Annotated in this window: 18 protein-coding genes; 13 read left to right on the top strand and 5 right to left on the bottom strand. The window is 70.9% G+C overall.

What is annotated here, in order from left to right:
• The first annotated feature begins 85 nt into the window (after positions 1-85).
• The 5 genes from rsgA (at position 86) to ACFYPG_RS27035 (ending at position 9,082) form a co-directional block, all read left to right on the top strand.
• Complete coding sequence (gene rsgA, locus ACFYPG_RS27055; protein ID WP_387354276.1) at positions 86-1,156, top strand: ribosome small subunit-dependent GTPase A; 1,071 nt, start codon at positions 86-88, stop codon at positions 1,154-1,156.
• A 205-nt stretch (positions 1,157-1,361) separates the two neighbouring features.
• Positions 1,362-4,307 (top strand): excinuclease ABC subunit UvrA, encoded by a 2,946-nt coding sequence (gene uvrA / locus ACFYPG_RS27050; protein ID WP_355010216.1) that lies wholly within the window; start codon positions 1,362-1,364, stop codon positions 4,305-4,307.
• Between the two features lie 161 nt (positions 4,308-4,468).
• Positions 4,469-4,954 (top strand): Rieske (2Fe-2S) protein, encoded by a 486-nt coding sequence (locus ACFYPG_RS27045; protein WP_355010215.1) that lies wholly within the window; start codon positions 4,469-4,471, stop codon positions 4,952-4,954.
• 184 nt (positions 4,955-5,138) lie between these two features.
• Positions 5,139-7,121: an excinuclease ABC subunit UvrC gene (uvrC, locus tag ACFYPG_RS27040; RefSeq protein WP_387354275.1), complete on the top strand. Its 1,983-nt coding sequence runs from the start codon at positions 5,139-5,141 to the stop codon at positions 7,119-7,121.
• A 1,295-nt stretch (positions 7,122-8,416) separates the two neighbouring features.
• The gene (locus ACFYPG_RS27035) at positions 8,417-9,082 is read left to right on the top strand and encodes a C39 family peptidase (protein ID WP_387354274.1); all 666 of its coding nucleotides are present in this window, start codon (positions 8,417-8,419) and stop codon (positions 9,080-9,082) included.
• Between the two features lie 65 nt (positions 9,083-9,147).
• Here the strand turns inward: ACFYPG_RS27035 and recQ are convergent, their stop codons facing one another.
• Entirely contained in the window at positions 9,148-10,992 is a 1,845-nt protein-coding gene (gene recQ / locus ACFYPG_RS27030; RefSeq protein WP_387354273.1) for a DNA helicase RecQ, read from the bottom strand.
• A gap of 76 nt (positions 10,993-11,068) precedes the next feature.
• Positions 11,069-11,413: a hypothetical protein gene (locus ACFYPG_RS27025; protein ID WP_355009940.1), complete on the bottom strand. Its 345-nt coding sequence runs from the start codon at positions 11,411-11,413 to the stop codon at positions 11,069-11,071.
• Between the two features lie 253 nt (positions 11,414-11,666).
• Between ACFYPG_RS27025 and rapZ the strand changes: the two genes are divergently transcribed.
• The 8 genes from rapZ to ACFYPG_RS26985 all read left to right on the top strand — a co-directional run bounded on the left by rapZ (position 11,667) and on the right by ACFYPG_RS26985 (position 18,763).
• Positions 11,667-12,569, top strand: a complete 903-nt coding sequence (gene rapZ, locus ACFYPG_RS27020; RefSeq protein WP_355009982.1) for an RNase adapter RapZ — start codon at positions 11,667-11,669, stop codon at positions 12,567-12,569.
• The gene (locus ACFYPG_RS27015) at positions 12,566-13,633 is read left to right on the top strand and encodes a 2-phospho-L-lactate transferase CofD family protein (RefSeq protein WP_387354272.1); all 1,068 of its coding nucleotides are present in this window, start codon (positions 12,566-12,568) and stop codon (positions 13,631-13,633) included. The genes rapZ and ACFYPG_RS27015 overlap by 4 nt, the downstream gene beginning before the upstream one ends.
• Before the next feature lie 54 nt (positions 13,634-13,687).
• A complete protein-coding gene (gene whiA, locus ACFYPG_RS27010) occupies positions 13,688-14,668 on the top strand; it encodes a DNA-binding protein WhiA (RefSeq protein WP_210785006.1) in 981 nt (326 codons plus the stop codon).
• Between the two features lie 263 nt (positions 14,669-14,931).
• A complete protein-coding gene (gene gap, locus ACFYPG_RS27005) occupies positions 14,932-15,936 on the top strand; it encodes a type I glyceraldehyde-3-phosphate dehydrogenase (RefSeq protein ID WP_124853956.1) in 1,005 nt (334 codons plus the stop codon).
• Positions 15,933-17,132: a phosphoglycerate kinase gene (locus tag ACFYPG_RS27000; RefSeq protein ID WP_355009942.1), complete on the top strand. Its 1,200-nt coding sequence runs from the start codon at positions 15,933-15,935 to the stop codon at positions 17,130-17,132. The genes gap and ACFYPG_RS27000 overlap by 4 nt, the downstream gene beginning before the upstream one ends.
• Positions 17,133-17,924, top strand: a complete 792-nt coding sequence (gene tpiA, locus ACFYPG_RS26995) for a triose-phosphate isomerase (protein ID WP_355009943.1) — start codon at positions 17,133-17,135, stop codon at positions 17,922-17,924. It begins immediately after the preceding gene.
• A 96-nt stretch (positions 17,925-18,020) separates the two neighbouring features.
• Positions 18,021-18,281, top strand: a complete 261-nt coding sequence (secG, locus tag ACFYPG_RS26990) for a preprotein translocase subunit SecG (RefSeq protein WP_121653040.1) — start codon at positions 18,021-18,023, stop codon at positions 18,279-18,281.
• A gap of 140 nt (positions 18,282-18,421) precedes the next feature.
• Positions 18,422-18,763 (top strand): RNA polymerase-binding protein RbpA, encoded by a 342-nt coding sequence (locus ACFYPG_RS26985; RefSeq protein ID WP_124853953.1) that lies wholly within the window; start codon positions 18,422-18,424, stop codon positions 18,761-18,763.
• Between the two features lie 17 nt (positions 18,764-18,780).
• Here the strand turns inward: ACFYPG_RS26985 and pgl are convergent, their stop codons facing one another.
• The 3 genes from pgl to zwf form a co-directional block, all read right to left on the bottom strand.
• A complete protein-coding gene (gene pgl / locus ACFYPG_RS26980) occupies positions 18,781-19,551 on the bottom strand; it encodes a 6-phosphogluconolactonase (RefSeq protein WP_355009944.1) in 771 nt (256 codons plus the stop codon).
• 143 nt (positions 19,552-19,694) lie between these two features.
• Positions 19,695-20,711: a glucose-6-phosphate dehydrogenase assembly protein OpcA gene (locus ACFYPG_RS26975; RefSeq protein ID WP_355009945.1), complete on the bottom strand. Its 1,017-nt coding sequence runs from the start codon at positions 20,709-20,711 to the stop codon at positions 19,695-19,697.
• A complete protein-coding gene (gene zwf, locus ACFYPG_RS26970; protein WP_355009946.1) occupies positions 20,708-22,261 on the bottom strand; it encodes a glucose-6-phosphate dehydrogenase in 1,554 nt (517 codons plus the stop codon). Before zwf ends, ACFYPG_RS26975 begins: the two co-directional genes overlap by 4 nt.

Raw genomic sequence — 22,261 nt, 5'->3', positions numbered from 1 at the left:
CCGGGACATCGGACGGAGGTGGTGATCATGCCGGACGTGGCACGCGTGTTCCGCCATCACCAGCTTCGACACCGATGAGGATGCCATGACGATCGATTTGACCGCCCTCGGCTGGGATGCCGAGCGGACGGCGTACGCCGCGCGCCGCGGCGAGCACCAGCCGGGTCGGGTGGCCCGGGTGGACCGGGGGGTCTGCACGGTGCTCACCGCAGGTGGCCCGGTCCGGGCCAGTCTGGGTGGGGCGGTGCTGACCGTCGCCGCCCGGGACCCGTCCGCGCTGCCCTGCGCCGGGGACTGGGTGCTGCTCACCCACTGGCCGGACCGCCGCGTCACCGTCGAGGCGGTGCTGCCACGGCGGGGCGCGCTGATCCGACGTACCGCCGGCAAGGACGCCAGTGGTCAGGTGCTGGCCGCCAACCTCGACGCCGCCGCCGTGGTGGAGCCGGTGCACCCCGAGCCGGACGTGGGCCGGATCGAGCGGCTGCTCTCCCTGGCCCACGAGTCCGGCGCCCGGCCACTTGTCGTACTGACCAAGGCGGACCTCGCGGCCGACCCGGCCGCGCTGGCCCGCCAGCTGGCCGCCGTCGCGCCCGGGGTGCCGGTGCTGCCGGTCAGCGCCGAACGTGGCCTCGGGCTGGCACCGCTGCGCGCCGAGGTGACGCCCGGCCGCACGCTCGGTCTGCTCGGCCCGTCCGGTGCTGGCAAGTCGAGCCTCGTCAACGCTCTCGTCGGGGCGGTGATGATGCCCACCCAGGCGATCCGGCGCGTCGACGGCAAGGGCCGGCACACCACCACCTGGCGGGCGCTCGTACCGATCCCCGATGGCGGTGCGGTGATCGACACGCCCGGTGTCCGGGCGGTCGGCCTGCTGGACGGCGCGGCCGGGCTCGACCGGGCGTTCGCCGACATCGCCGGGCTGGCCGAGGGCTGCCGGTACGCCGACTGCGGTCACGACGGCGAGCCGGCCTGCGCGGTCCGGGAGGCGGTGCACACCGGCGAGCTCTCCACCCGTCGGTGGGAGAGCTGGCGGCGGCTGCAGGGCGAGGTGGCCCACGAGAGCCGACGGCGGGAGGCCCGGGTGGCGGCGGAGCGACGCGGCGGGTGGCGTTCGGCCCGGCGTCGGGCCGCGCGTCCGCCGGCGCCCGGCGGCTACTGACCGGGCGCCCGCCGGCGCGCGGCCGACCGGGCTCCCGGGCGGCGCGGCCGACCGGGCTGAGCTGGGGGAATGTGCGGGCGAGGGAAAGTGTCGTACCTCGGGGCTAGAGTTGCCGAGGCGTGTTTTCCGCGCCCGCACGACCGCTCAAGACCACCCAGAGCGGGACAGATCCTTTGCTTCGTCTTCTCCCGGGAGTACACGCACCGTGGCCGACCGACTGATCATCCGTGGCGCGCGCGAGCACAACCTGCGTGACGTCAGTCTCGACCTGCCCCGGGACGCGCTCATCGTGTTCACCGGGCTGTCCGGGTCGGGCAAGTCGAGCCTGGCCTTCGACACGATCTTCGCCGAGGGGCAGCGCCGCTACGTCGAGTCGCTCTCGTCGTACGCCCGGCAGTTCCTCGGCCAGATGGACAAGCCAGACGTCGACTTCATCGAGGGCCTGAGCCCGGCCGTCTCGATCGACCAGAAATCCACCTCGCGCAACCCGCGCTCGACGGTCGGCACCATCACCGAGGTCTACGACTACCTGCGTCTGCTCTACGCCCGCATCGGTGAGCCGCACTGCCCGGTCTGTGGTGAGCGCATCTCCCGGCAGAGCCCGCAGCAGATCGTCGACCGGGTCCTCGCCATGGCCGAGGGCACCAAGTTCATGGTGCTCGCCCCGGTGATCCGTGGCCGCAAGGGCGAATATGTCGACCTCTTCGCCGAGCTCCAGGGCAAGGGCTACGCCCGGGCCCGGGTCGACGGCGTGGTGCACCCGCTGACCGAGCCGCCGAAGCTCAAGAAGCAGGAGAAGCACACCATCGAGGTGGTGATCGACCGGCTCACCGTCAAGCCGAGCGCCAAGCAGCGGCTCACCGACTCGGTCGAGGCCGCCCTGGGCCTGTCCAGCGGCCTGGTCCTGCTCGACTTCGTCGACCTTCCCGAGGACGACCCGGACCGCGAGCGCCGCTACTCCGAGCACCTGGCCTGCCCCAACGACCACCCGCTCGCCATCGAGGATCTCGAGCCTCGGGTCTTCTCCTTCAACGCGCCCTACGGCGCCTGCCCGGAGTGCACCGGCCTGGGCACCAAGAAGGAGGTCGACCCGGAGCTGCTGGTCCCCGACCCGGAGCGCAGCCTGCGTGAGGGCGCCATCCAGCCCTGGTCCACCGGGCACAACCTGGAATACTTCCTGCGCCTGCTGGAGGCCCTCGGCGAGGCCCAGCACTTCGACATCGACACCCCGTGGCGGGCGTTGCCGGCGCGCGCACAGAAGACGATCCTGCACGGCTCCGACGACCAGGTTCACGTGCGCTACCGCAACAAGTACGGCCGCGAGCGCTCCTACTACACCGGCTTCGAGGGCGTGGTGCAGTGGATCGAGCGCCGGCACTCCGACACCGAGTCCGAGTGGTCCCGCGACAAGTACGAGGGCTACATGCGCGACGTGCCGTGCGCGGCCTGCGGCGGTGCCCGGCTCAAGCCCGAAGTCCTCGCGGTCACCCTCGCGGGCAAGAGCATCGCCGAGGTCTGCAACCTGTCCGTGGGGGAGTGCGCCGACCTGCTCGCCGGCATCGAGCTGACCGACCGGCAGAAGATGATCGCCGAGCGGGTCCTCAAGGAGATCAACGCCCGGCTGCGGTTCCTGCTCGACGTCGGCCTGGACTACCTCTCCCTGGACCGCCCGGCCGGCACGCTCTCCGGCGGCGAGGCACAGCGCATCCGGCTGGCCACCCAGATCGGCTCCGGCCTGGTGGGCGTGCTCTACGTGCTCGACGAGCCGTCGATCGGGCTGCACCAGCGCGACAACCACCGGCTGATCGAGACCCTGATCCGGCTGCGTGGGCTCGGCAACACGCTGATCGTGGTGGAGCACGACGAGGACACCATCCGCACCGCCGACTGGATCGTCGACATCGGTCCCGGCGCGGGTGAGCACGGCGGCAAGATCGTGCACAGCGGCTCGGTGCCGGCGCTGCTGAAGAACAAGGAGTCGATCACCGGGGCGTACCTGTCCGGTCGGCGGTCGATCCCGACGCCGACGGGCCGCCGGCCGCAGGACCCGGCCCGCGAGCTGGTGGTGCACGGCGCGCGGGAGCACAACCTGCGCAACCTGACCGTCTCGTTCCCGCTGGGCCAGCTGATCGCTGTCACCGGGGTCAGCGGCTCGGGCAAGTCGACGCTGGTCAACGACATCCTGTACGCGGTGCTGGCCAACCAGATCAACGGCGCCCGGCTGGTGCCCGGCCGGCACACCCGCGTCTCCGGGCTGGAGCACGTGGACAAGGTCGTCGGCGTGGACCAGTCGCCGATCGGTCGTACGCCGCGTTCCAACCCGGCCACCTACACCGGCGTCTGGGACCACGTCCGCAAGCTCTTCGCCGAGACGACCGAGGCGAAGGTGCGCGGGTACGGCCCGGGTCGGTTCTCCTTCAACGTCAAGGGCGGGCGCTGCGAGGCGTGCTCAGGTGACGGCACGATCAAGATCGAGATGAACTTCCTCCCCGACGTGTACGTCCCCTGCGAGGTCTGCAAGGGCGCCCGGTACAACCGGGAGACCCTGGAGGTGCACTACAAGGGCAAGACCGTCTCGGACGTGCTGGAGATGCCGATCGAGGAGGCCGCCGAGTTCTTCTCCGCGATCCCGGCCATCCACCGGCACCTGAAGACCCTGGTCGACGTCGGCCTGGGCTACGTCCGCCTCGGTCAGCCCGCGCCGACCCTCTCCGGCGGTGAGGCGCAGCGGGTCAAGCTCGCCTCCGAGTTGCAGAAGCGCTCCACCGGGCGGACGGTCTACGTGCTCGACGAGCCGACCACCGGTCTGCACTTCGAGGACATCCGCAAGCTCCTGATGGTGCTGGAGGGGCTGGTCGACAAGGGCAACACGGTGATCACGATCGAGCACAACCTCGACGTGATCAAGACCGCGGACTGGCTGATCGACATGGGTCCCGAGGGTGGCCACCGTGGCGGCACCGTGCTCGCCACCGGCACCCCCGAGGAGGTCGCCGAGGTCGCCGAGAGTCACACCGGCGAGTTCCTGCGCCAGGTGCTCAAGCTCGACGGCAAGGCCAAGGGTGCGGCTGCCGCCACCACCCGGGCCGCCAAGGCCAACGGCGTGACCAAGGCGCGGGCCAGCCGCAAGGTGCCGGCCGCCGCGCGCTGACCTCACTACGCGTGCTGATGGGGTGGGGCGGGTCGGATGACGACCTGCCCCACCCCATTTGTCGGGTCGAGCGGATGCCGTGGTGAACCATCCGGCACAGTTGCCCGTGTGGAGAAGTGTGGCCGGCCTTCGACCGGCAGCGGGCTAGAGAGAGGCGAGGCATGAGTGACGATCAGGCGCTGACCGGACCAGGTACGCAGACACGTCGTAACCTGCTCACCGGCGTCGGGGCGGTCGGCGCGGCCGTCGTCCTGGCTGCCTGCGGCAGTGACGACGGCGGCAGCAGCAGCGGTGCGCCCACAAGCGGTGGCCCTGCCGTACCCAGCACCGGCGACGCTGGCGGCGGTGACCGGCAGGATGCCCAGTCGCTGGCCACCACCGCCGACATCCCGGTCGGCGGCGGCAAGGTCCTCGCCGCCCAGGGCGTGGTCATCACCCAGCCCACGGCCGGCCAGTTCAAAGGCTTCAGCCCGATCTGTACGCACCAGAACTGCCCGGTGACGAACGTCGACGGCGGCACCATCAACTGCACCTGCCACAACAGCAAGTTCTCGATCGAGGACGGCTCGGTGAAGGCCGGCCCGGCCACCAAGCCGCTGCCGCCCAAGGAAATCAAGGTCACCGGCGACCAGATCTCGCTGGCCTGACCCGACGCGGGGCCGCTGGGCTGACCCGTCCGCACGTTGACCGGCCGGTCGGCCCCGCGTCGCAAGGATCGATCCGCGTTCGGGAAGTCGGGGTGTCGGCGGTGTGCCGACACCCCGACTTCCGGGGCGCCGAGTGGATCACGCCTGCGGTGGGCTGTCGGTGCTGCGGACTAGGCTTGTTGGCGTGGCTGACCCCTCGACCTACCGCCCCGCACCCGGCACCATCCCGGAGCTACCAGGGGTCTACCGCTTTCGCGACGGCACCGGCCGGGTGATCTACGTCGGCAAGGCGCGAAATCTGCGCAGCCGACTCAACTCCTACTTCGGCGACGTCTGGAACCTGCACGAGCGCACCCGGCAGATGGTCACCACCGCCGAGTCGGTGGACTGGATCACCGTCGGCACCGAGGTCGAGGCGCTCCAGCAGGAGTTCACCTGGATCAAGCAGTACGACCCGCGGTTCAACGTCCGCTACCGCGACGACAAGTCGTACCCCTATCTCGCTGTCACCCTCGACGAGGAGTACCCCCGGCTGCAGGTGATGCGCGGCGCCAAGCGCAAGGGCGTGCGTTACTTCGGTCCCTATTCGCATGCCTGGGCCATCCGGGAGACCCTCGACCTGCTGCTGCGCGTGTTCCCCGCGCGCACATGTTCCGCCGGGGTGTTCAAACGGGCCGGCCAGGTCGGTCGCCCCTGCCTGCTGGGCTACATCGGCAAGTGCTCGGCGCCGTGCGTGGGCACCGTCTCCGCCGACGAACACCGGGCCATCGTCGACGGGTTCTGCGACTTCATGGCCGGGCGCACCGACACCATGGTCCGCAAGATCGAACGTGAGATGACCGAGGCGAGCGAGCAGCTGGAGTTCGAGCGGGCCGCCCGCCTGCGCGACGACGTGGCCGCGCTGCGCCGGGCCATGGAGAAGCAAACCGTGGTGCTCGGCGACGGCACCGACGCGGACGTCGTCGCGTTCGCCGACGACCCGCTCGAGGCGGCTGTGCAGGTCTTCCACGTCCGCGACGGCCGGGTCCGCGGCCAGCGCGGTTGGGTGGTGGAAAAGACCGAGGAGCTGACCACCGGGGACCTGGTGCACCACTTCTGCACCCAGGTGTACGGCGGCGAGCACGGCGAGGCCGACGTGCCTCGGGAACTACTGGTCCCCGAGCTGCCCGCGGACGCCGACGCGCTGGCCGAGTGGCTCTCCAACCACCGGGGCAGTCGGGTGTCGCTGCGGGTGCCGCAGCGTGGCGACAAACGCTCACTGATGGAGACGGTGGAGCGCAACGCCAAGGACGCGCTGGCCCGGCACAAGCTCAAGCGCTCCGGTGACCTGACCACCCGGGGTAAGGCACTGGACGAGATCAGCGAGGCGCTGGGCATGAGCACCTCGCCGCTGCGCATCGAGTGCTTCGACATCTCCCAGATCCAGGGCACCGACGTGGTCGCCAGCATGGTGGTCTTCGAGGACGGGTTGCCCCGCAAGAGCGAGTACCGGCGGTTCATCGTCCGGGGCGCCACCGACGACCTCTCCGCGATGTCCGAGGTGCTCCGTCGCCGCTTCGCCCGCTACCTGGACGCCAGGGCCGAGACGGGTGAGGTGGGCGTGGAGTCGGCCGACGACTCGGCCGCCCCCCAGGACGCGGTCGAGCCCCAGGTCGGTGTCTTGATCGATCCGACCACCGGCCGGCCACGGAAATTCGCGTACCCGCCACAGTTGGTGGTCGTCGACGGTGGTGCCCCACAGGTCGCCGCCGCCGCGCAGGCCCTCGCCGACCTCGGCATCGACGACGTGGCCCTGTGCGGGCTGGCCAAGCGGCTGGAAGAGGTGTGGCTCCCGGACGACGAGTTCCCGGTCATCCTCCCGCGCACCTCGGAAGGGCTCTACCTGCTGCAACGGGTGCGTGACGAGGCCCACCGGTTCGCCATCACCTTCCACCGGCAGCGCCGGTCCAAGCGGATGACCGAGTCAGCGCTGGACCACGTACCCGGCCTGGGCGAGGTACGTCGCAAGGCGCTGCTGCGGCACTTCGGCTCGCTCAAGCGACTCTCGGCAGCAACGGTCGACGAGATCACCGAGGTGCCTGGGGTGGGGCGGCGCACCGCCGAGGCGATCCTGGCCGAGCTGGACAAGGACACGAAGGCCGGCGACGGCGCGAAGCCCAGCACCTGAGCGCCGTCGCTCGCTCGCTGCCGGGCCGGAGGCGGCCACCCAGGGCGCGCTGGCTGTCCTCGCTCGCTCCGGTGATGGGCGGCAGCCCCCATGATCGTGCTCGTTCCTGGATGTCAACGCCATTGCGTTAGGCGGAGCGACTGCTCGTCAACCGGCGCCACCTCGCCGATCATGCAGTTGTGGTGGGCAACAAAACGCCCACAAACTGCCAAGCCGGGCACCACAACTCCATGATCGCCCGCGCCGCGCCGCTCCTCGCCGCGCCGCGCCGCTCCTCGCCGCGCCGCGCCGCTCCTGCTCCTGCTCCTGCTCCGCGATCTTGCACTTCCTGTCACGACACAAGCCACATTCCACCCATGTCGACAACCGAAAGCGCAAGATCGGTGCGATCTTCTCGCTCCACCTACGGTGATCGACTAGGAGCCCCTTCTCCAGCACGGTTCGACCCGCCGGCCACAGTGCTAACGCCACAGTGTTTAGTGGCCTCGTTGCGCTGGGCTCCCCGGTCCGCCCCGCACCCGCCCCGGTCCGCCCCGCCCCGCCTCGCCTCGCCCCGGTCCGGTCCGGTCCGGGGCGCAACGGACGAACGGCGCACGCGAGCATTGATCGACTCGGGTTCCGTGATGTCGGGGGGTCTCCGGCTTCGGGACACCGCGTTTTCAGGGAACCCGAGTGGATCATGCGGTTTCGGCCGTCGTGTCGGGGTCGGCAGGGTGACGGTTCGGGTGGTTTGTCGGGTTCGGAATGAATGTCGGGTGGTCGGGGCCACCCGGTCGGCGGAATCGGCGGCCGGCCGGGGTCGTTATACCTGGCAGACCACCGCGACCCTCGAGTCGTAGGGCGCGGGCGGTGGCCCCCGGGAACACCCGGTAGGTCGCCTCGGTTACACCCGGAACGGCCGAGCACGACAACGGCCGGGCCGCCGCCGGGAAGACCCGGCAGGCCACTGCGGTTACACCCCGGAACGGCCGAGCACCACAACGGCCGGGCCGCCGCCGGGAACACCCGGCAGGCCACTGCGGTTACATCCCCGCACTGTCGAGCACCACAACGGCCGGACATGGCAGCCCCCGGGAACACCCGGCAGGTCGCCTCGGTTACACCCCGGAACGGCCGAGCACCACAACGGCCGCCCCCCGCAGGTAGGCGGAATGATCCGCCGCCGGCACCCGTTGCACCCTGTCCCGACGCCGGCCCCCTCGTGCGGGTCGCCGGGCAGACGAACTTTCCCGCGCCACCATTCACCCCCCCTGGTGTGGTGTGGGTATCCCCCTGAGGCAGAGGAGCACGCCATCATGCGTACCGATCTGATCCGTAAGACCGCCCTGACCGCCGCCGGCCTCGCGTTCACCGGCGGCGCCATCGCCGGCCCCGTCACCACCGCGTTCGCCGCCCCGAACACCGGCAAGCCGGCCACGCAGACGCAGACCGACCGCAAGGGCGGCCACGGCGAGCGGGAACTCGGTGTGCGCTACGAAGCGCAGCCGAACTTCTACTACTGCGGGCCCGCCGCGACCCGTAACGCCCTGAGCGTGCAGGGCAAGAACATCAACGTCGATGACATGGCCAAGGAGATGGGCACCACCGAGGCCGGCACCAACTCCATCAACGACATCACCCCCGTGCTGAACAAGGAAACCGGCAAGAACGACGCCTACCGCTCCGTCGAGATCAGCACCCCGAACGCCGATGCCAAGCAGACCGACCAACTGCGCGCCGACATCGTCCGCACGGTTGACGACGGCAGGGCCGTGGTCGCGAACATCGCCGGGACCAGCACCGACACCAACGGTGTGACCCACTCCTACGAAGGCGGGCACTACATCAGCGTCGTCGGCTACCACGACAACGGCACCACCGTCACCATCGCCGACTCCGCCGACCCCAACCAGGCCGCCTACCAGATCAGCGTCGAACACCTCGCCGACTGGATCGCCACCCGCGGCTACGCCACCAGCTGACCCGAACCACACCACATGACCGAAGGGCCGGACCCCACCACGGGGCCCGGCCCTTCGTCATGACCTCAGTCGGTGGCGAGGACGGCCAGAATCTGCTCGCCGTACTTGGCGAGTTTGTTCTCGCCGACCCCGCTGACCTTGGACAGGTCACCTAGCGTGCTGGGCGCGTCGCTGGCGATCTGTCGCAGTGTCGCGTCGTGAAAGATGACGTACGCCGGGACGCCCTGTTCCTTGGCGGTGGTCGCGCGCCAGGCTCGCAACCGCTCGAAGAGCGACGCGGCGGCCGGGGTCAGCTCGGCCACGACGGTGGACGCGCCGCGCGGCTTCGATGAGCGGCTCGATGCCGGCTTCTCCGGCTCGCGACGCATGGTGACCGTACGGCGGCGAGCGAGGACGTCGGCGCTCGCCTCGGTCAGCGCCAGCGTGCCGTAGTCGCCCTCGACGGCGAGGAGCCCTTCGGCGAGCAGTTGGCGGACGACGCCCCGCCACTCGGCCTCGCTGAGCTCGGAGCCGATGCCGAAGACGGTCAGGGAGTCGTGACCGTACTGGCTGATCTTGTCGGTCTGCTTGCCGAGCAGGATGTCGATGCAGTGCCCGGCGCCGAAGCGCTGGTTGCGTTCGCGGTCGAGGCGGAAGACGGCGGAGAGCAACTTCTGGGCGGCGACGGTGCCGTCCCAGGTCTCCGGTGGGGTGAGGCAGGTGTCGCAGTTGCCGCACGCCGCCGTCGTCGTCTCGCCGAAGTATTCGAGCAGCTGGACCCGCCGGCAGCGCACCGTCTCGCAGAGGGCGAGCATCGCGTCCAGGTGCGCGGCCAGGTTGCGGCGGTGGGCGAGGTCCCCGTCGGACGTCTCGATCATTTTGCGTTGCTGGACCACGTCCTGAAGCCCGTACGCCAGCCAGGCGGTGGACGGCAGACCGTCACGGCCGGCGCGGCCGGTCTCCTGGTAGTAGCCCTCGACGGACTTGGGCAGGTCGAGGTGCGCGACGAACCGCACGTCGGGCTTGTCGATGCCCATGCCGAAGGCGATGGTGGCCACCATGACCAGGCCGTCTTCCCGCAGGAAGCGCTGCTGGTTGCGGGCGCGGGTGCCCGCGTCCAGCCCTGCGTGGTACGGCAGCGCGGCGACCCCGTTGGCGGTGAGGAACTCCGCCGTCTTGTCGACCGAGGCACGGGACAGGCAGTAGACGATGCCGGCGTCGCCGGGGTGCTCGTCGCGTAGCAGGGTCAGCAACTGCTTGCGGGGCTCGCGCTTGGGCACGATCCGGTACTGGATGTTGGGCCGGTCGAAACTGGCCACGAAGTGCCGGGCGTCGTCGAGGTTGAGCCGGGTCGCGATCTCGGTGCGGGTGGCGCTGGTCGCGGTGGCGGTCAGGGCGATGCGGGGCACCTGCGGCCAGCGTTCGTGCAGCATCGAGAGCGCGAGATAGTCGGGGCGGAAGTCGTGCCCCCACTGGGACACGCAGTGCGCCTCGTCGATCGCGAACAGGGAGATGCGGCCCCGGTCGAGCAGGGCGAGGGTGGATCGGACGCCGAGCGCCTCCGGGGCGAGGTAGAGCAGGTCCAGCTCGCCGGCGACGAAGGCGGCCTCCACCCGTCGTCGGGCGTCCAGGGTCTGGGTCGAGTTGAGGAACCCGGCGCGTACGCCGACCGCGGTGAGGGCGTCCACCTGGTCCTGCATGAGCGCGATCAGCGGGGACACGACGACGGCGACCCCGTCGCGGACCAGGGCCGGGATCTGGTAGCACAGGGACTTGCCGCCACCGGTGGGCATCAACACCAGCGCGTCGCCGCCGGCGACCACGTGGTCGATCACGTCCTGCTGGAAACCGCGGAAGGCGTCGTAGCCGAACACCCGGCTCAGCACGTCCAGGGCGTCGGAGGCGGCCCGCAGGTCGGTGGGAGAAGCCATCCGGGGAGTCTACGAGCCAACCCCGACAGCGCCCGCCCGGCGCACCCGGGTCGGGTGGGCCGGACGGGCGGGGCGGTCAGCCGGGCTGGCTGGACCGGTTGGCCAGGCCGCGTGGCGGGGCCTTCATCCCGATCACGATGTCGACGATCTCGATGTAGCGGGCCTTGTTGCCCATGCGGAAGGCGGTGGCCGCCGCGTTGATCTCCTCCAGGGTGTCGGCCTCGACCATGGTGACCTGGTCGTACGTGCCGTTCACCCCGGTGCAGACGACGTGGGTGAGCTGCTTGGCGAAGCGGCCCAGATCACGGGCGTGCTCGGCGGAGATCTCGTGGATGCCCTCACGTCCGAGGGCGAAGTACTCGGGGTTGATCCGCATGAACAGGAAGCCCACGTACTTGTTCTTGTCCGCCAGGTCGTGCATCGCACCCTCCCAGATATCGGCCTTGACCTGCGGTTATCGCAAGGAGCGTATAGACAGTTACTGATCGTCATCAAGTGCGCGCACTGTCGGGAGCGCGACCGCCGGGCGCTCGGTGTGCGCCGTGCGGCCACGGGTGCCGGGCGGCGACCGGGTGGCGGGATAGAGTCGCTGATTGACCAATCGCGGCCGAGGGCGGCCGCGGCGCCACGGCTTGGGGGTACGGGTGAGCGAGGCGCGCACAGCCGGGGACCGGATCGACGGCCCGGATGCCAATGACGAACAGGTGGCGGCTGAGTCGGAGACCACACTGGTGGTGGTCACCGGCGTCTCCGGGGGTGGCCGCAGCACTGTGGCCCGGGCGTTGGAGAACGTCGGCTACTACGTCGTGGACAACCTGCCGCAGGCCCTGATGCTGGACATGGCCGAGCTGGCGTTCAAGGCGGGCGGAGCGGCTCGGCGTACCGCGATGGTGCTGGACGTGCGGTCGCGGGCCTTCTCCACCGACCTGGCAGGGGCGATCCGGGAGCTCAAGGAGCGCGGATTCTCGCCCCGGGTGGTCTTCGTCGACGCCGACGACGAGGTGCTGATCCGGCGGTTCGAGAGCGTTCGCCGTTCGCATCCGTTGCAGGGTGACGGGCGGCTGGCCGACGGCATCGCCGTGGAGCGTGGCCTGCTGGAGGAGGCCCGTGACCAGGCCGACGTGATCATCGACACCAGCCATCTGAACGTCAACCAGCTCCGGCGCCGCATCGAGGAGCTGTTCGGTGGCGAGGACGCCCGCCGGCTGCGGGTCACCGTGTTGTCGTTCGGCTTCAAGTACGGCCTGCCGCCGGACGCCGACTTCGTGTTGGACGCCCGCTTCCTGCCCAATCCGTACTGGGTGCCGGAGCTGCGTGAGCACACCGGGCGGGAGGAGGCGGTCAGCGCGTACGTGCTGGGCCAGGAGGGCGCCGACGCCTTCGTCGCCTCGTACGCCGACCTGGTCAACGCCACCACGACCGGGTTCGAGCGGGAGGGCAAGCGGTACCTCACGGTCGCCGTGGGCTGCACCGGCGGCAAGCACCGCAGCGTGGCCATCGCCGAGGAGTTGGCCAGCCGACTGCGTCACTCGGGGTTGGCGGCGAACGCCCAGCACCGCGACCTGGGGCGGGAATGACGGCCCGGCGGGTGGTGGCGTTCGGCGGCGGGCACGGTCTGTCCGCCTCGTTGCGTGCGCTGCGCCACTGCGCCCCCGAACTCGACCTCGACATCACCGCGGTGGTCACGGTGGGTGACGACGGTGGTTCCAGTGGTCGGTTGCGGGCCGAGCGGGGTGGCCTGCCGCCGGGAGATCTGCGCCAGGCGTTGGTGGCCCTGGCCGGTGACCACCCGGCCACCCGGCGCAGCGCCGGGCTGTTCCAGCACCGCTTCGCCGCCGCGCCGGTGGGCGTACCCGGATCCGGCGCGACCGGCCGGGGCCTGGCGGCGGGCGACGACGCGGGCCGGGACGGCGCGGCTCCGCGCGGCACCGACGGGGCGTCTGCCGGCACCGACGGTCTGACCGGGCACGCGGTGGGCAACCTGGTGCTCTGCGGCCTCATGGAGTTGCTCGGCGACCCGGTGGCGGCGCTGGAGCACGCCGGCGCGATGCTCGGCGCGGTGGGTCGAGTGTTGCCGATGTCCCGCCAGCCGGTCGGCATCGAGGCGCGGGTACGCGGTGCCGACCCGGCCGCCCCGGACGACGTGTGCACGGTCAGTGGCCAGCACCAGGTGGCCGTGACCACCGGGCGGGTCGAGTCGTTGCGCCTCACCCCGAGCGCCCCACCGGCGTGCGCCGAGGCCATCGAGGCGATCCGGGCGGCCGATTGGTTGATCTTCGGGCCGGGCAGCTGGTACACGAGTGTGCTTCCGCACCTGCTGGTGCCGCAGTTGGCCGACGCGATCGTGTCCACCTCGGCCCGGCGGCTGGTCACGCTGAACCTCGCCGCGGAGAAGGAGACCCTGGGGCTCTCCGTCGCCGATCATCTCGCGGCACTGCACTGGTACCTGCCCGAACTCAAGGTCGATCTTGTGCTCGCCGACGCGAAGGCGGTGGGTGACCCCGAACCGGTCGAACGTGCGGCAGAATCGCTGGGTGCCCGCCTGGTCCTCGCCCCCGTCGCCGTTGTCGACGGGACTCCCCGCCATGATCCGGCTGCCCTGGGCGCCGCGCTGGTGCCTGTCCTGGGCGCCGATCGTTAGACACGTACGTAATCTCCGGCGACACGCCGGAACAGGTCCGTGAGGGGACGCACAATGGCGATGACGGCCGCGGTCAAGGACGAGCTGAGTCGGGTCGACGTGCCCAAGCCCTGCTGCCGGCGGGCGGAGATGGCCGCGCTGCTGCGCTTCGCCGGCGGGCTGCACATCGTCTCCGGCCGCGTGGTGGTGGAGGCGGAACTGGACACCGGGGCGGTCGCCCGGCGGCTGCGCCGGGAGGTCGCGGAGGTCTACGGCTACCCCAGCGAGATCCACGTGCTGGCCTCCGGTGGGCTGCGCAAGGGCAGCCACTTCATCGTGCGGGTGGTCAAGGACGGCGAGGCTCTCGCGCGGCAGACCGGCCTGCTCGACGTGCGGGGTCGCCCGGTGCGGGGGCTGCCCCCGCACGTGGTGGCGGCCAACGTCTGCTGCGCGGTCTCGGCGTGGCGGGGCGCGTTCATGGCGCACGGCTCGCTCACCGAGCCCGGCCGCTCCAGCGCGCTGGAGATCACCTGCCCGGGGCCGGAGTCCGCGCTGGCGCTGGTCGGCGCGGCCCGCCGCATCGGCATCACCGCGAAGAACCGCGAGGTACGCGGGGTGGACCGGGTGGTCGTCAAGGACGGCGACGCGATCGCCGCGCTGCTCACCCGGATCGGCGCGCACTCCAGCGTGCTGGCCTGGGAGGAGCGTCGGGTACGCCGCGAGGTGCGGGCCACCGCCAACCGGCTCGCCAACTTCGACGACGCCAACCTGCGCCGCTCGGCGCGGGCGGCGGTCGCCGCGGCCGCCCGGGTCACCCGTGCGCTGGAGATCCTCGCCGACGAGGCGCCCAACCACCTGACCGACGCCGGGCGGCTGCGCCTGGAGCACCGGCAGGCGTCCCTGGAGGAGTTGGGCGCCCTGGCCGACCCCCCGCTGACCAAGGACGCCATCGCGGGACGGATCCGCAGGCTCCTGGCGCTGGCCGACAAGCGGGCCCGCGACCTTGGCATCCCGGATACGGAAGCGGCCGTCACGCCCGACATGCTCGTGGTCTGATAGGACGGTGGGGCCGCACGGTGTGCCCGGGAGCACGACCCGGCGCAGCGTGGTCTCGCACGCTCGGATAGGGTCGCTGCGTACGGCAAGGGGGCCGACACAGGCACGCCTCGTCGTGCGCACCGCCTCGGGCGGTCAGGTCCTCAGACCGCGGCGGGGTGGCCGAGACGAACCTTCAGCGGCCGGCTCCAACGGTCGGCGCACACCACTCCGCCGGCCCGTTGTCTGAGGCCGGCAGACCAGAACGCGAGGAGATGGAACCTGTGACTATCCGGGTTGGCATCAACGGCTTTGGCCGAATCGGCCGTAACTTCTTCCGGGCAGTGCTGGCGTCTGACGCCGACATCGAGGTCGTGGCGGTGAACGACCTGACCGACAACGCGACGCTTGCCCACCTGCTCAAGTACGACAGCATTCTGGGTCGCCTGCCCTACGAGGTCAAGGCCACCGCCGACGAGATCACCGTCGGTGGCAAGACCATCAAGGCGTACGCCGAGAAGGACCCGTCGAAGCTGCCGTGGGGCGAGGTCGGCGCCGACGTCGTCATCGAGTCGACCGGCTTCTTCACCGACGCCACCAAGGCCAAGGCGCACGTCGACGGTGGGGCCAAGAAGGTCATCATCTCCGCCCCGGCGAAGAACGAGGACGTCACCGTCGTCATGGGTGTCAACCACGACACCTACGACCCGGCGAAGCACACCATCATCTCCAACGCTTCGTGCACCACCAACTGCCTCGCGCCGATGGCGAAGGTCCTGCACGACACGTTCGGCATCCAGCACGGTCTGATGACGACGATCCACGCGTACACCCAGGACCAGAACCTCCAGGACGCGCCGCACTCGGACCTGCGTCGTGCCCGGGCTGCCGCGCTGAACATCGTCCCGACCTCGACCGGCGCCGCCAAGGCGATCGGCCTGGTCCTTCCGGACCTCAAGGGCAAGCTCGACGGCTACGCCCTGCGGGTGCCGATCCCGACCGGCTCGGTCACCGACCTCACCGTCAACGTCGGTCGCGAGACCACCGTGGACGAGGTCAACGCCGCGCTGAAGGCCGCCGCGGACGGCCCGCTCAAGGGCATCCTGGTCTACAACGAGGACCCGATCGTCTCCACCGACATCGTGACCGACCCGGCGTCGTGCATCTTCGACGCGCCGCTGACCAAGGTCGTCGGCAACCAGGTCAAGGTCGTCGGCTGGTACGACAACGAGTGGGGCTACTCCAACCGCCTGGTCGACCTCGTCAAGCTGGTCGGTTCGTCGCTGTGAGCATCCGGACCCTCGACGACCTGCTCGCCGAGGGGGTGTCGGGTCGGCGCGTGCTGGTGCGCGCCGACCTGAACGTCCCGCTCGACAAGCAGACCGGTGCGATCACTGATGACGGGCGCATCCGCGCGGTGCTGCCGACCCTCGGCGCGCTGGTCGAGGCCGGCGCGAAGGTGGTCGTCTGCTCGCACCTGGGCCGCCCGAAGGGCGCTCCGGACCCGCAGTTCAGCCTGGGCCCGGTCGCCGGGCGGCTCGGTGAGCTGCTGGGGGCGCCGGTGCACTTCGCCACGGACACCGTGGGTGAGTCGGCCCGCGCCACCGTCGCCGACCTGGCCGACGGCCAGGTCGCACTGCTGGAGAACCTGCGTTTCAACGCGGGCGAGACCAGCAAGGACGAGGCCGAGCGGGGCGCCTTCGCGGACCAGCTCGCCGCGTTCGGCGACGTGTACGTGGACGACGCGTTCGGTGCCGTGCACCGCAAGCACGCCAGCGTCTTCGATGTGCCGGCCCGGTTGCCGCACGTCGCGGGTCGGCTGGTGCTGCGTGAGGTCGAGGTGCTTTCCAAGCTCACCGGTGACCCCGAGCGCCCGTACGTCGTGGTGCTCGGTGGGTCGAAGGTGTCCGACAAGCTCGCCGTGATCGAGGCTCTGCTGCCCACTGTCGACCGGCTGCTCATCGGTGGCGGGATGTGTTTCACCTTCCTCAAGGCCCAGGGCCTGGAGGTGGGCACCTCGCTGCTGGAGAAGGACATGGTCGACACCTGCCGCAACCTGCTGGAGCGGTCCGACGGCAAGATCATGCTGCCGGTCGACGTGGTGGTGGCGGACGCGTTCGCTCCGGACGCGGCGCACGACACGGTGCGGGTCGACGGCATCCCGAGCCACCGGCTCGGCCTGGATGTCGGCCCGGAGACGGTGGCTGGCTTCAGCGCCGCGCTGTCCCAGGCGAAGACGATCTTCTGGAACGGCCCGATGGGCGTGTTCGAGATGCCGGCCTTCGCTGCGGGCACCCGGGGGATCGCCGAGGCGATCACCAAGGCCGACGCGTTCAGCGTCGTCGGTGGCGGTGACTCCGCCGCGGCCGTCCGTGCCCTGGGGCTGGACGAGTCGTCCTTCGGGCACATCTCCACCGGTGGTGGCGCCTCCCTGGAATACCTCGAGGGCAAGACCCTCCCCGGCATCGCGGCCCTGGAGAACTGAATGTCGAGCACCACCCGCCGGCCGTTGATGGCCGGCAACTGGAAGATGAACCTCAACCACCTCGAGGCCAACCTGCTGGTGCAGAAGCTGGCGGCGAGCCTCACCGAGAAGCAGCTCACCGCCGTCGAGACGGTAGTGCTGCCACCCTTCACCGACCTGCGCACCGTGCAGACCGCGGTGGACGGGGACAAGCTGCTGATCGGCTACGGCGGGCAGGACCTCTCCCCGCACGCGTCCGGCGCGTACACCGGGGACATCTCCGGGCCGCTGCTGGCCAAGCTCGGCTGCACGTACGTGGTGGTCGGGCACTCCGAGCGGCGGGCCTACCACCACGAGGACGACGCGCTGGTCAACGCCAAGGTCAAGGCGGCGCTGACGCACGGCCTGACGCCGATCCTGTGCGTGGGGGAGGGGCTTGACGTCCGCGAGCAGGGCACCCACGTGGCGCACTGCTCCGACCAGCTCGACGGGGGCCTCGCCGGGCTCACCCCCGAGCAGGTGCGGCAGGTCGTGATCGCGTACGAGCCGGTCTGGGCGATCGGCACCGGCAAGACCGCGACCCCGGACGACGCCCAGGAGGTCTGCGGGGCGGTGCGTCAGCGACTGGCGCAACGCTTCGACCAGGAGACCGCCGACCAGGTTCGGGTTCTTTACGGCGGGTCGGTCAAGGCGTCCAACGTCGCCTCGATCATGGCCCAACCGGACGTGGACGGGGGTCTGGTGGGGGGCGCCAGCCTGGACGCCGAGGAATTCGCTCAGATCTGCAGGTTCCCGGAGCACCTCGCCCGCTGATCGCTCGGTATCCTTGACACCGCCCGTCCGCCGGTCGGTGCCGCCGTGCCCGATCAGACCGGGCGAGGATCGCTACGAGAGGAACTGACCCCAGCCATGCCGATCTGGTTCGCATACACGTTGATCGTGTTGCTGGTCATCACGAGCATTCTGCTTACCCTGCTGATCCTGCTGCACCGTGGCAAGGGTGGCGGTCTGTCGAGCATGTTCGGCGGTGGCGTCAGCTCCAGCCTCGCCGGCTCCTCGGTCGCCGAGAAGAACCTGGACCGCTACACCGTTCTGGTGAGCGTCGTCTGGTTCGCCGCCATCATCGGGCTCGGGCTCTGGCTGCGCCTCCAAATGAACAGCGGCGCCTGAGCAGGCTCAGTAAGTCGTACAATCTGCGCGCGGTTCGTCACTCGACGGGCCGCGCGCAGGCTTTTCTCCGCTGCACCGCGTCGCCCGCCGCTCCACCCCCGAAGACGGCGGGTCCCCTCCGACGACAGGAGCGAGCAGCCGTGCCGAATGGCAACGTTATCCGGGGAGCCCGGGTCGGGTCCGCACCGATGCGCCCCGACGAGCGGCACCAACCCGCCCCCCGACAGGACGTCACCTACTGGTGCCGTAACGACCACCGGGTCGACATTCGGATCGCCGCGGACGTCGAACCGCCACCCCTGTGGGACTGCCCCCGCTGTGGCCTACCCGCCGGTCGGGACGCCCAGAACCCGCCAGGTCGGGTCCGCGCCGAACCGTACAAGAGCCACCTGGCGTACGTGAAGGAGCGCCGTACCGCCGAGGAGGGAGAGGCCCTGCTCGCCGAGGCGCTCGCCGCACTGCGCCGTCGACGCGGCGAGTAGCGGGCTCCTCCGCCCGCTCAGCGCAGACTGCGCAGTCGGACGGGCACATCGGCTGCGGCCGTCCGGTCCAGCAACCAGCGGGTGCGGTTCACGCCGTGCACGCCGGCTGCCGGCAACTGCACCGGGCCTGCGCCGGCCAACGCCATACCCACCGCGCGAGCCTTGTCGGCGCCGGCGGCCACCAGCCAGACCTCCTCGGCGGTGTTGATCGCCGGCAGGGTGAGGGTGGTCCGCGTCGGCGGCGGCTTGGGGCTGCCCCGCACCGCGCTCACCGGCCGGGTCTCGTAGCCCACCGGGTGCTCGGGGAAGACCGAGGCCACGTGGCCGTCCTCGCCGACGCCCAGCATCAGCACGTCGAAGTGCGGCAGTGTGGCGTGCCCGGGCCCGGCGGCGCGGGCCAGCTCCTGCGCGTACTCGGCAGCCGCCGCCTCGGGGTCGTTGCCGGCCGGGCCGTCCGAAGCCGGCATCGCGTGCACCCTGGCCGGATTCAGCGGCACCACGTCCAGCAGGGCGGCCCGGGCCTGCGTCTCGTTGCGGTCCGGATCACCGGCGGGCAGGAACCGTTCGTCGCCCCACCACACGTCGACCCGGGACCAGTCCACCGCGTCGCGGGCCGGCAGCGTCGCCACCGCCCGGTAGACGGCCGCCGCGACCCGACCTCCGGTGAGCACGACCGAGGCTTCGCCCCGGTCGGCCTGGGCGTCGAGCAGCTTCACCAGCAACCGAGCCGCCACTGCCTGCGCCAGCAGGTCGGCGTCGGCGTGGACGGCGACACTCGCCTCACTCATGGTTGCGCCTTCGTTCGAGGACCGCGAGGCGGTCGCTGTCGTGCCCGGGGCGGTGTGCCCGAGGTGGTGGGGCGAAAACCCCGGAGATTGCGGGGCAGGGCCGGTGCGTACCGGCCCTGCCCGACGTTGTGCCCCGGCTGGGCTCAGCCCTCGCCGCTCGTGCCGACGTGCGCGGTCACCCCGGCCTCGGCGCGCTGTGCGGTGGCCGGATCCTTCCAGACGTGGACCCGCTGCGCGGGGCGCTGATCCAGACCTCGCAGCCCGACCGTCGCGCCCAGCGCCTCCGCGTACACCTGGTCGGCGTCCAGCCGGCGCAGCTCCTCGGCCAGTTCGTCGCCGAGCGGGCGGCGTACCAGCGGCAGGGCCCGGTCGTCCTGGCCCGTGCGCCGGAACACGGCCATGCTGTCCTCGCGGGTCAGCGTCAGCTGATCGCCGTTGGCGCAGCTGAGCTGCACCTCCCGCATCCGGGGGAACTCGTTGCTGTCCACCCGGCGTGGGGTGATGCCGAGCCGGCTGGACAGCCAACCGGCCATCAGCGCCGCCGTCGGATCAGTGGGAGGCGCGACGATCGTCGCCTCGGTGACCTGGGCGTTGGTGGTGTCGAACGCCCCGGCGACCAGGGTGCGCCACGGGGTGATCCGGGTCCACGCCAGGTCGGTGTCGCCCGGGGCGTAGTCCCGGGCCCGCTGCCGCAGCGCCTCCAACGGGTCGGCGGCCTGCGCGGAGTCGGTGATCCTCCGGTCGGCCACCACCCCGAGGAAGTCGGTGGCGATCTCCGCCGGCGGCTCGCCGTGCCACCAGGTGACCACCGGTACGTCGGGAACGAGCAGCGGCATCACCACCGACTCGGCGTGCAGGGACAACCGGCCGTACATCCGGGTGACCACCGCCTCGCACGGGCCGAGCCGGCCACCGACCACGATCTCCGCGTCCAGTCGGTTGCGGTCCCGCTCGATCTCCGAGCGGACCACCACCACGAGGCGGCACGGGTGCGCCGCGGCGGCGATCGTCGCCGCGGCCTCAGCCTCCCGGACCCGCTTCTCGTCCACCACCACGATGAGGGTGAGCGCCATGCCGCTGGCCACCCCGCCGGCGCTGCGCCGCTCGGCGGCGAGCGCCTTGACCACCTCGTTGCCGGTGGTGTCCCACAGCCCGATCATGCTCGTCTCCAGGCGCGGCCCTCGCGGGCCAGCATCTCGTCGGAGGCCCGGGGGCCCCACTCGCCGGCCCGGTACGGCTCCGGGGTGGTGCCCTCCCAGGCGTGCTCCAGGGGGTCGATCACCTGCCAGCTCTGCTCGACCTCGGCCGCGTCCGGGAACAGGGTGCGGTCGCCGATCAGCACGTCCAGCACCAGACGCTCGTACGCCTCGGGGCTGGACTCGGTGAACGCCTCGCCGTACTGGAAGTCCATCGCGATGTCGCGGACCTCCATTGTCGTGCCCGGCACCTTCGAGCCGAACTTGAGCACCACGCCCTCGTCCGGCTGCACCCGGATGACCAGCTGGTTGTTGCCCAGCGACTCCATGTCGGCGTCGTTGAACGGCAGGTGCGGCGCCTTCTTGAACATGATGGCGACCTCGGTGACCCGCCGGGGCAGCCGCTTGCCGGCCCGGATGTAGAACGGCACCTCCGCCCAGCGGCGGTTCTGGATGCCCAACCGCACCGCCACGTACGTCTCAGTGGTGGAGTCGGCGGGGACGTCCCGCTCTTCCAGGTAACCGACAGCGCGTTCGCCGCCGACCCAGCCCGGCAGGTACTGACCGCGGACGGTGTCCCGGGCGACGTCCTTCGGCAGGGTGATGGCCTTGAGCACCTTCAACTTCTCAGCCCGGATCTCGTCGGCGTCGAAGCTGGTCGGCTCCTCCATCGCCACCAGGGCGAGGAGCTGGAGAAGGTGGTTCTGCAGCACGTCGCGGGCGGTGCCGACGGTGTCGTAGAAGCCGGCGCGGCTGCCGATGCCGACGTCCTCCGCCATGGTGATCTGCACCGAGTCGACGTACTTCGAGTTCCACAGCGGCTCGAACAGGTTGTTGGCGAACCGCAGGGCGAGGATGTTCTGAACCGTCTCCTTGCCCAGGTAGTGGTCGATCCGGAAGACGTCCTCCCGGGTGAACACGTCGTCGACGAGGTCGTTGAGGGCCTTCGCCGAGGGCAGGTCGTTACCGAACGGCTTCTCCACCACGACCCGGCGCCAACCGCCGGACTTGTCGTTGTCGGCCATCCCGGTGCGGGCCAACTGCTTGAGCACGACAGGGAACGCGGCCGGCGGGATGGAGAAGTAGAACGCCGCGTTGCCGGTGATGCCGTGGGTCTGGCGCAGATCGTCAAGCGTCGAGGCGAGGGTGTCGAAGGCGGCGTCGTCGTCGAACGAACCGCCAACGAACTTGATGTTGCCGGCCAGCCGCGCCCACACCTCGTCCCGCCACGGCGTGCGGGCGTGCTTGCGGGCAGCCTCGCAGGCCAACGTCTCGAAGTCGCCGTCACCCCAGTCCCGGCGCGCGAAACCGAGCACCACGAAGCCCGGCGGCAACAGCCCCCGGTTGGCCAGGTCGTAGACCGCAGGGAGCAGTTTCTTGCGGGCCAGGTCGCCGGTCACCCCGAAGATCACCAGAGCACAGGGCTCCGGGATCCGGGGCAACCGGCGGTCCTGCGGGTCGCGCAGCGGGTTCACCGAACCGCCTCCTGGCTCCGCCTCAGTCACGTCGTCCAT

Source organism: Micromonospora sp. NPDC005553 (genome assembly GCF_042871765.1).
Lineage (GTDB): Bacteria > Actinomycetota > Actinomycetes > Mycobacteriales > Micromonosporaceae > Micromonospora.
Note: the sequence above shows the minus strand (reverse complement) of the source record. Positions and strands in the feature narration are given on the sequence as shown.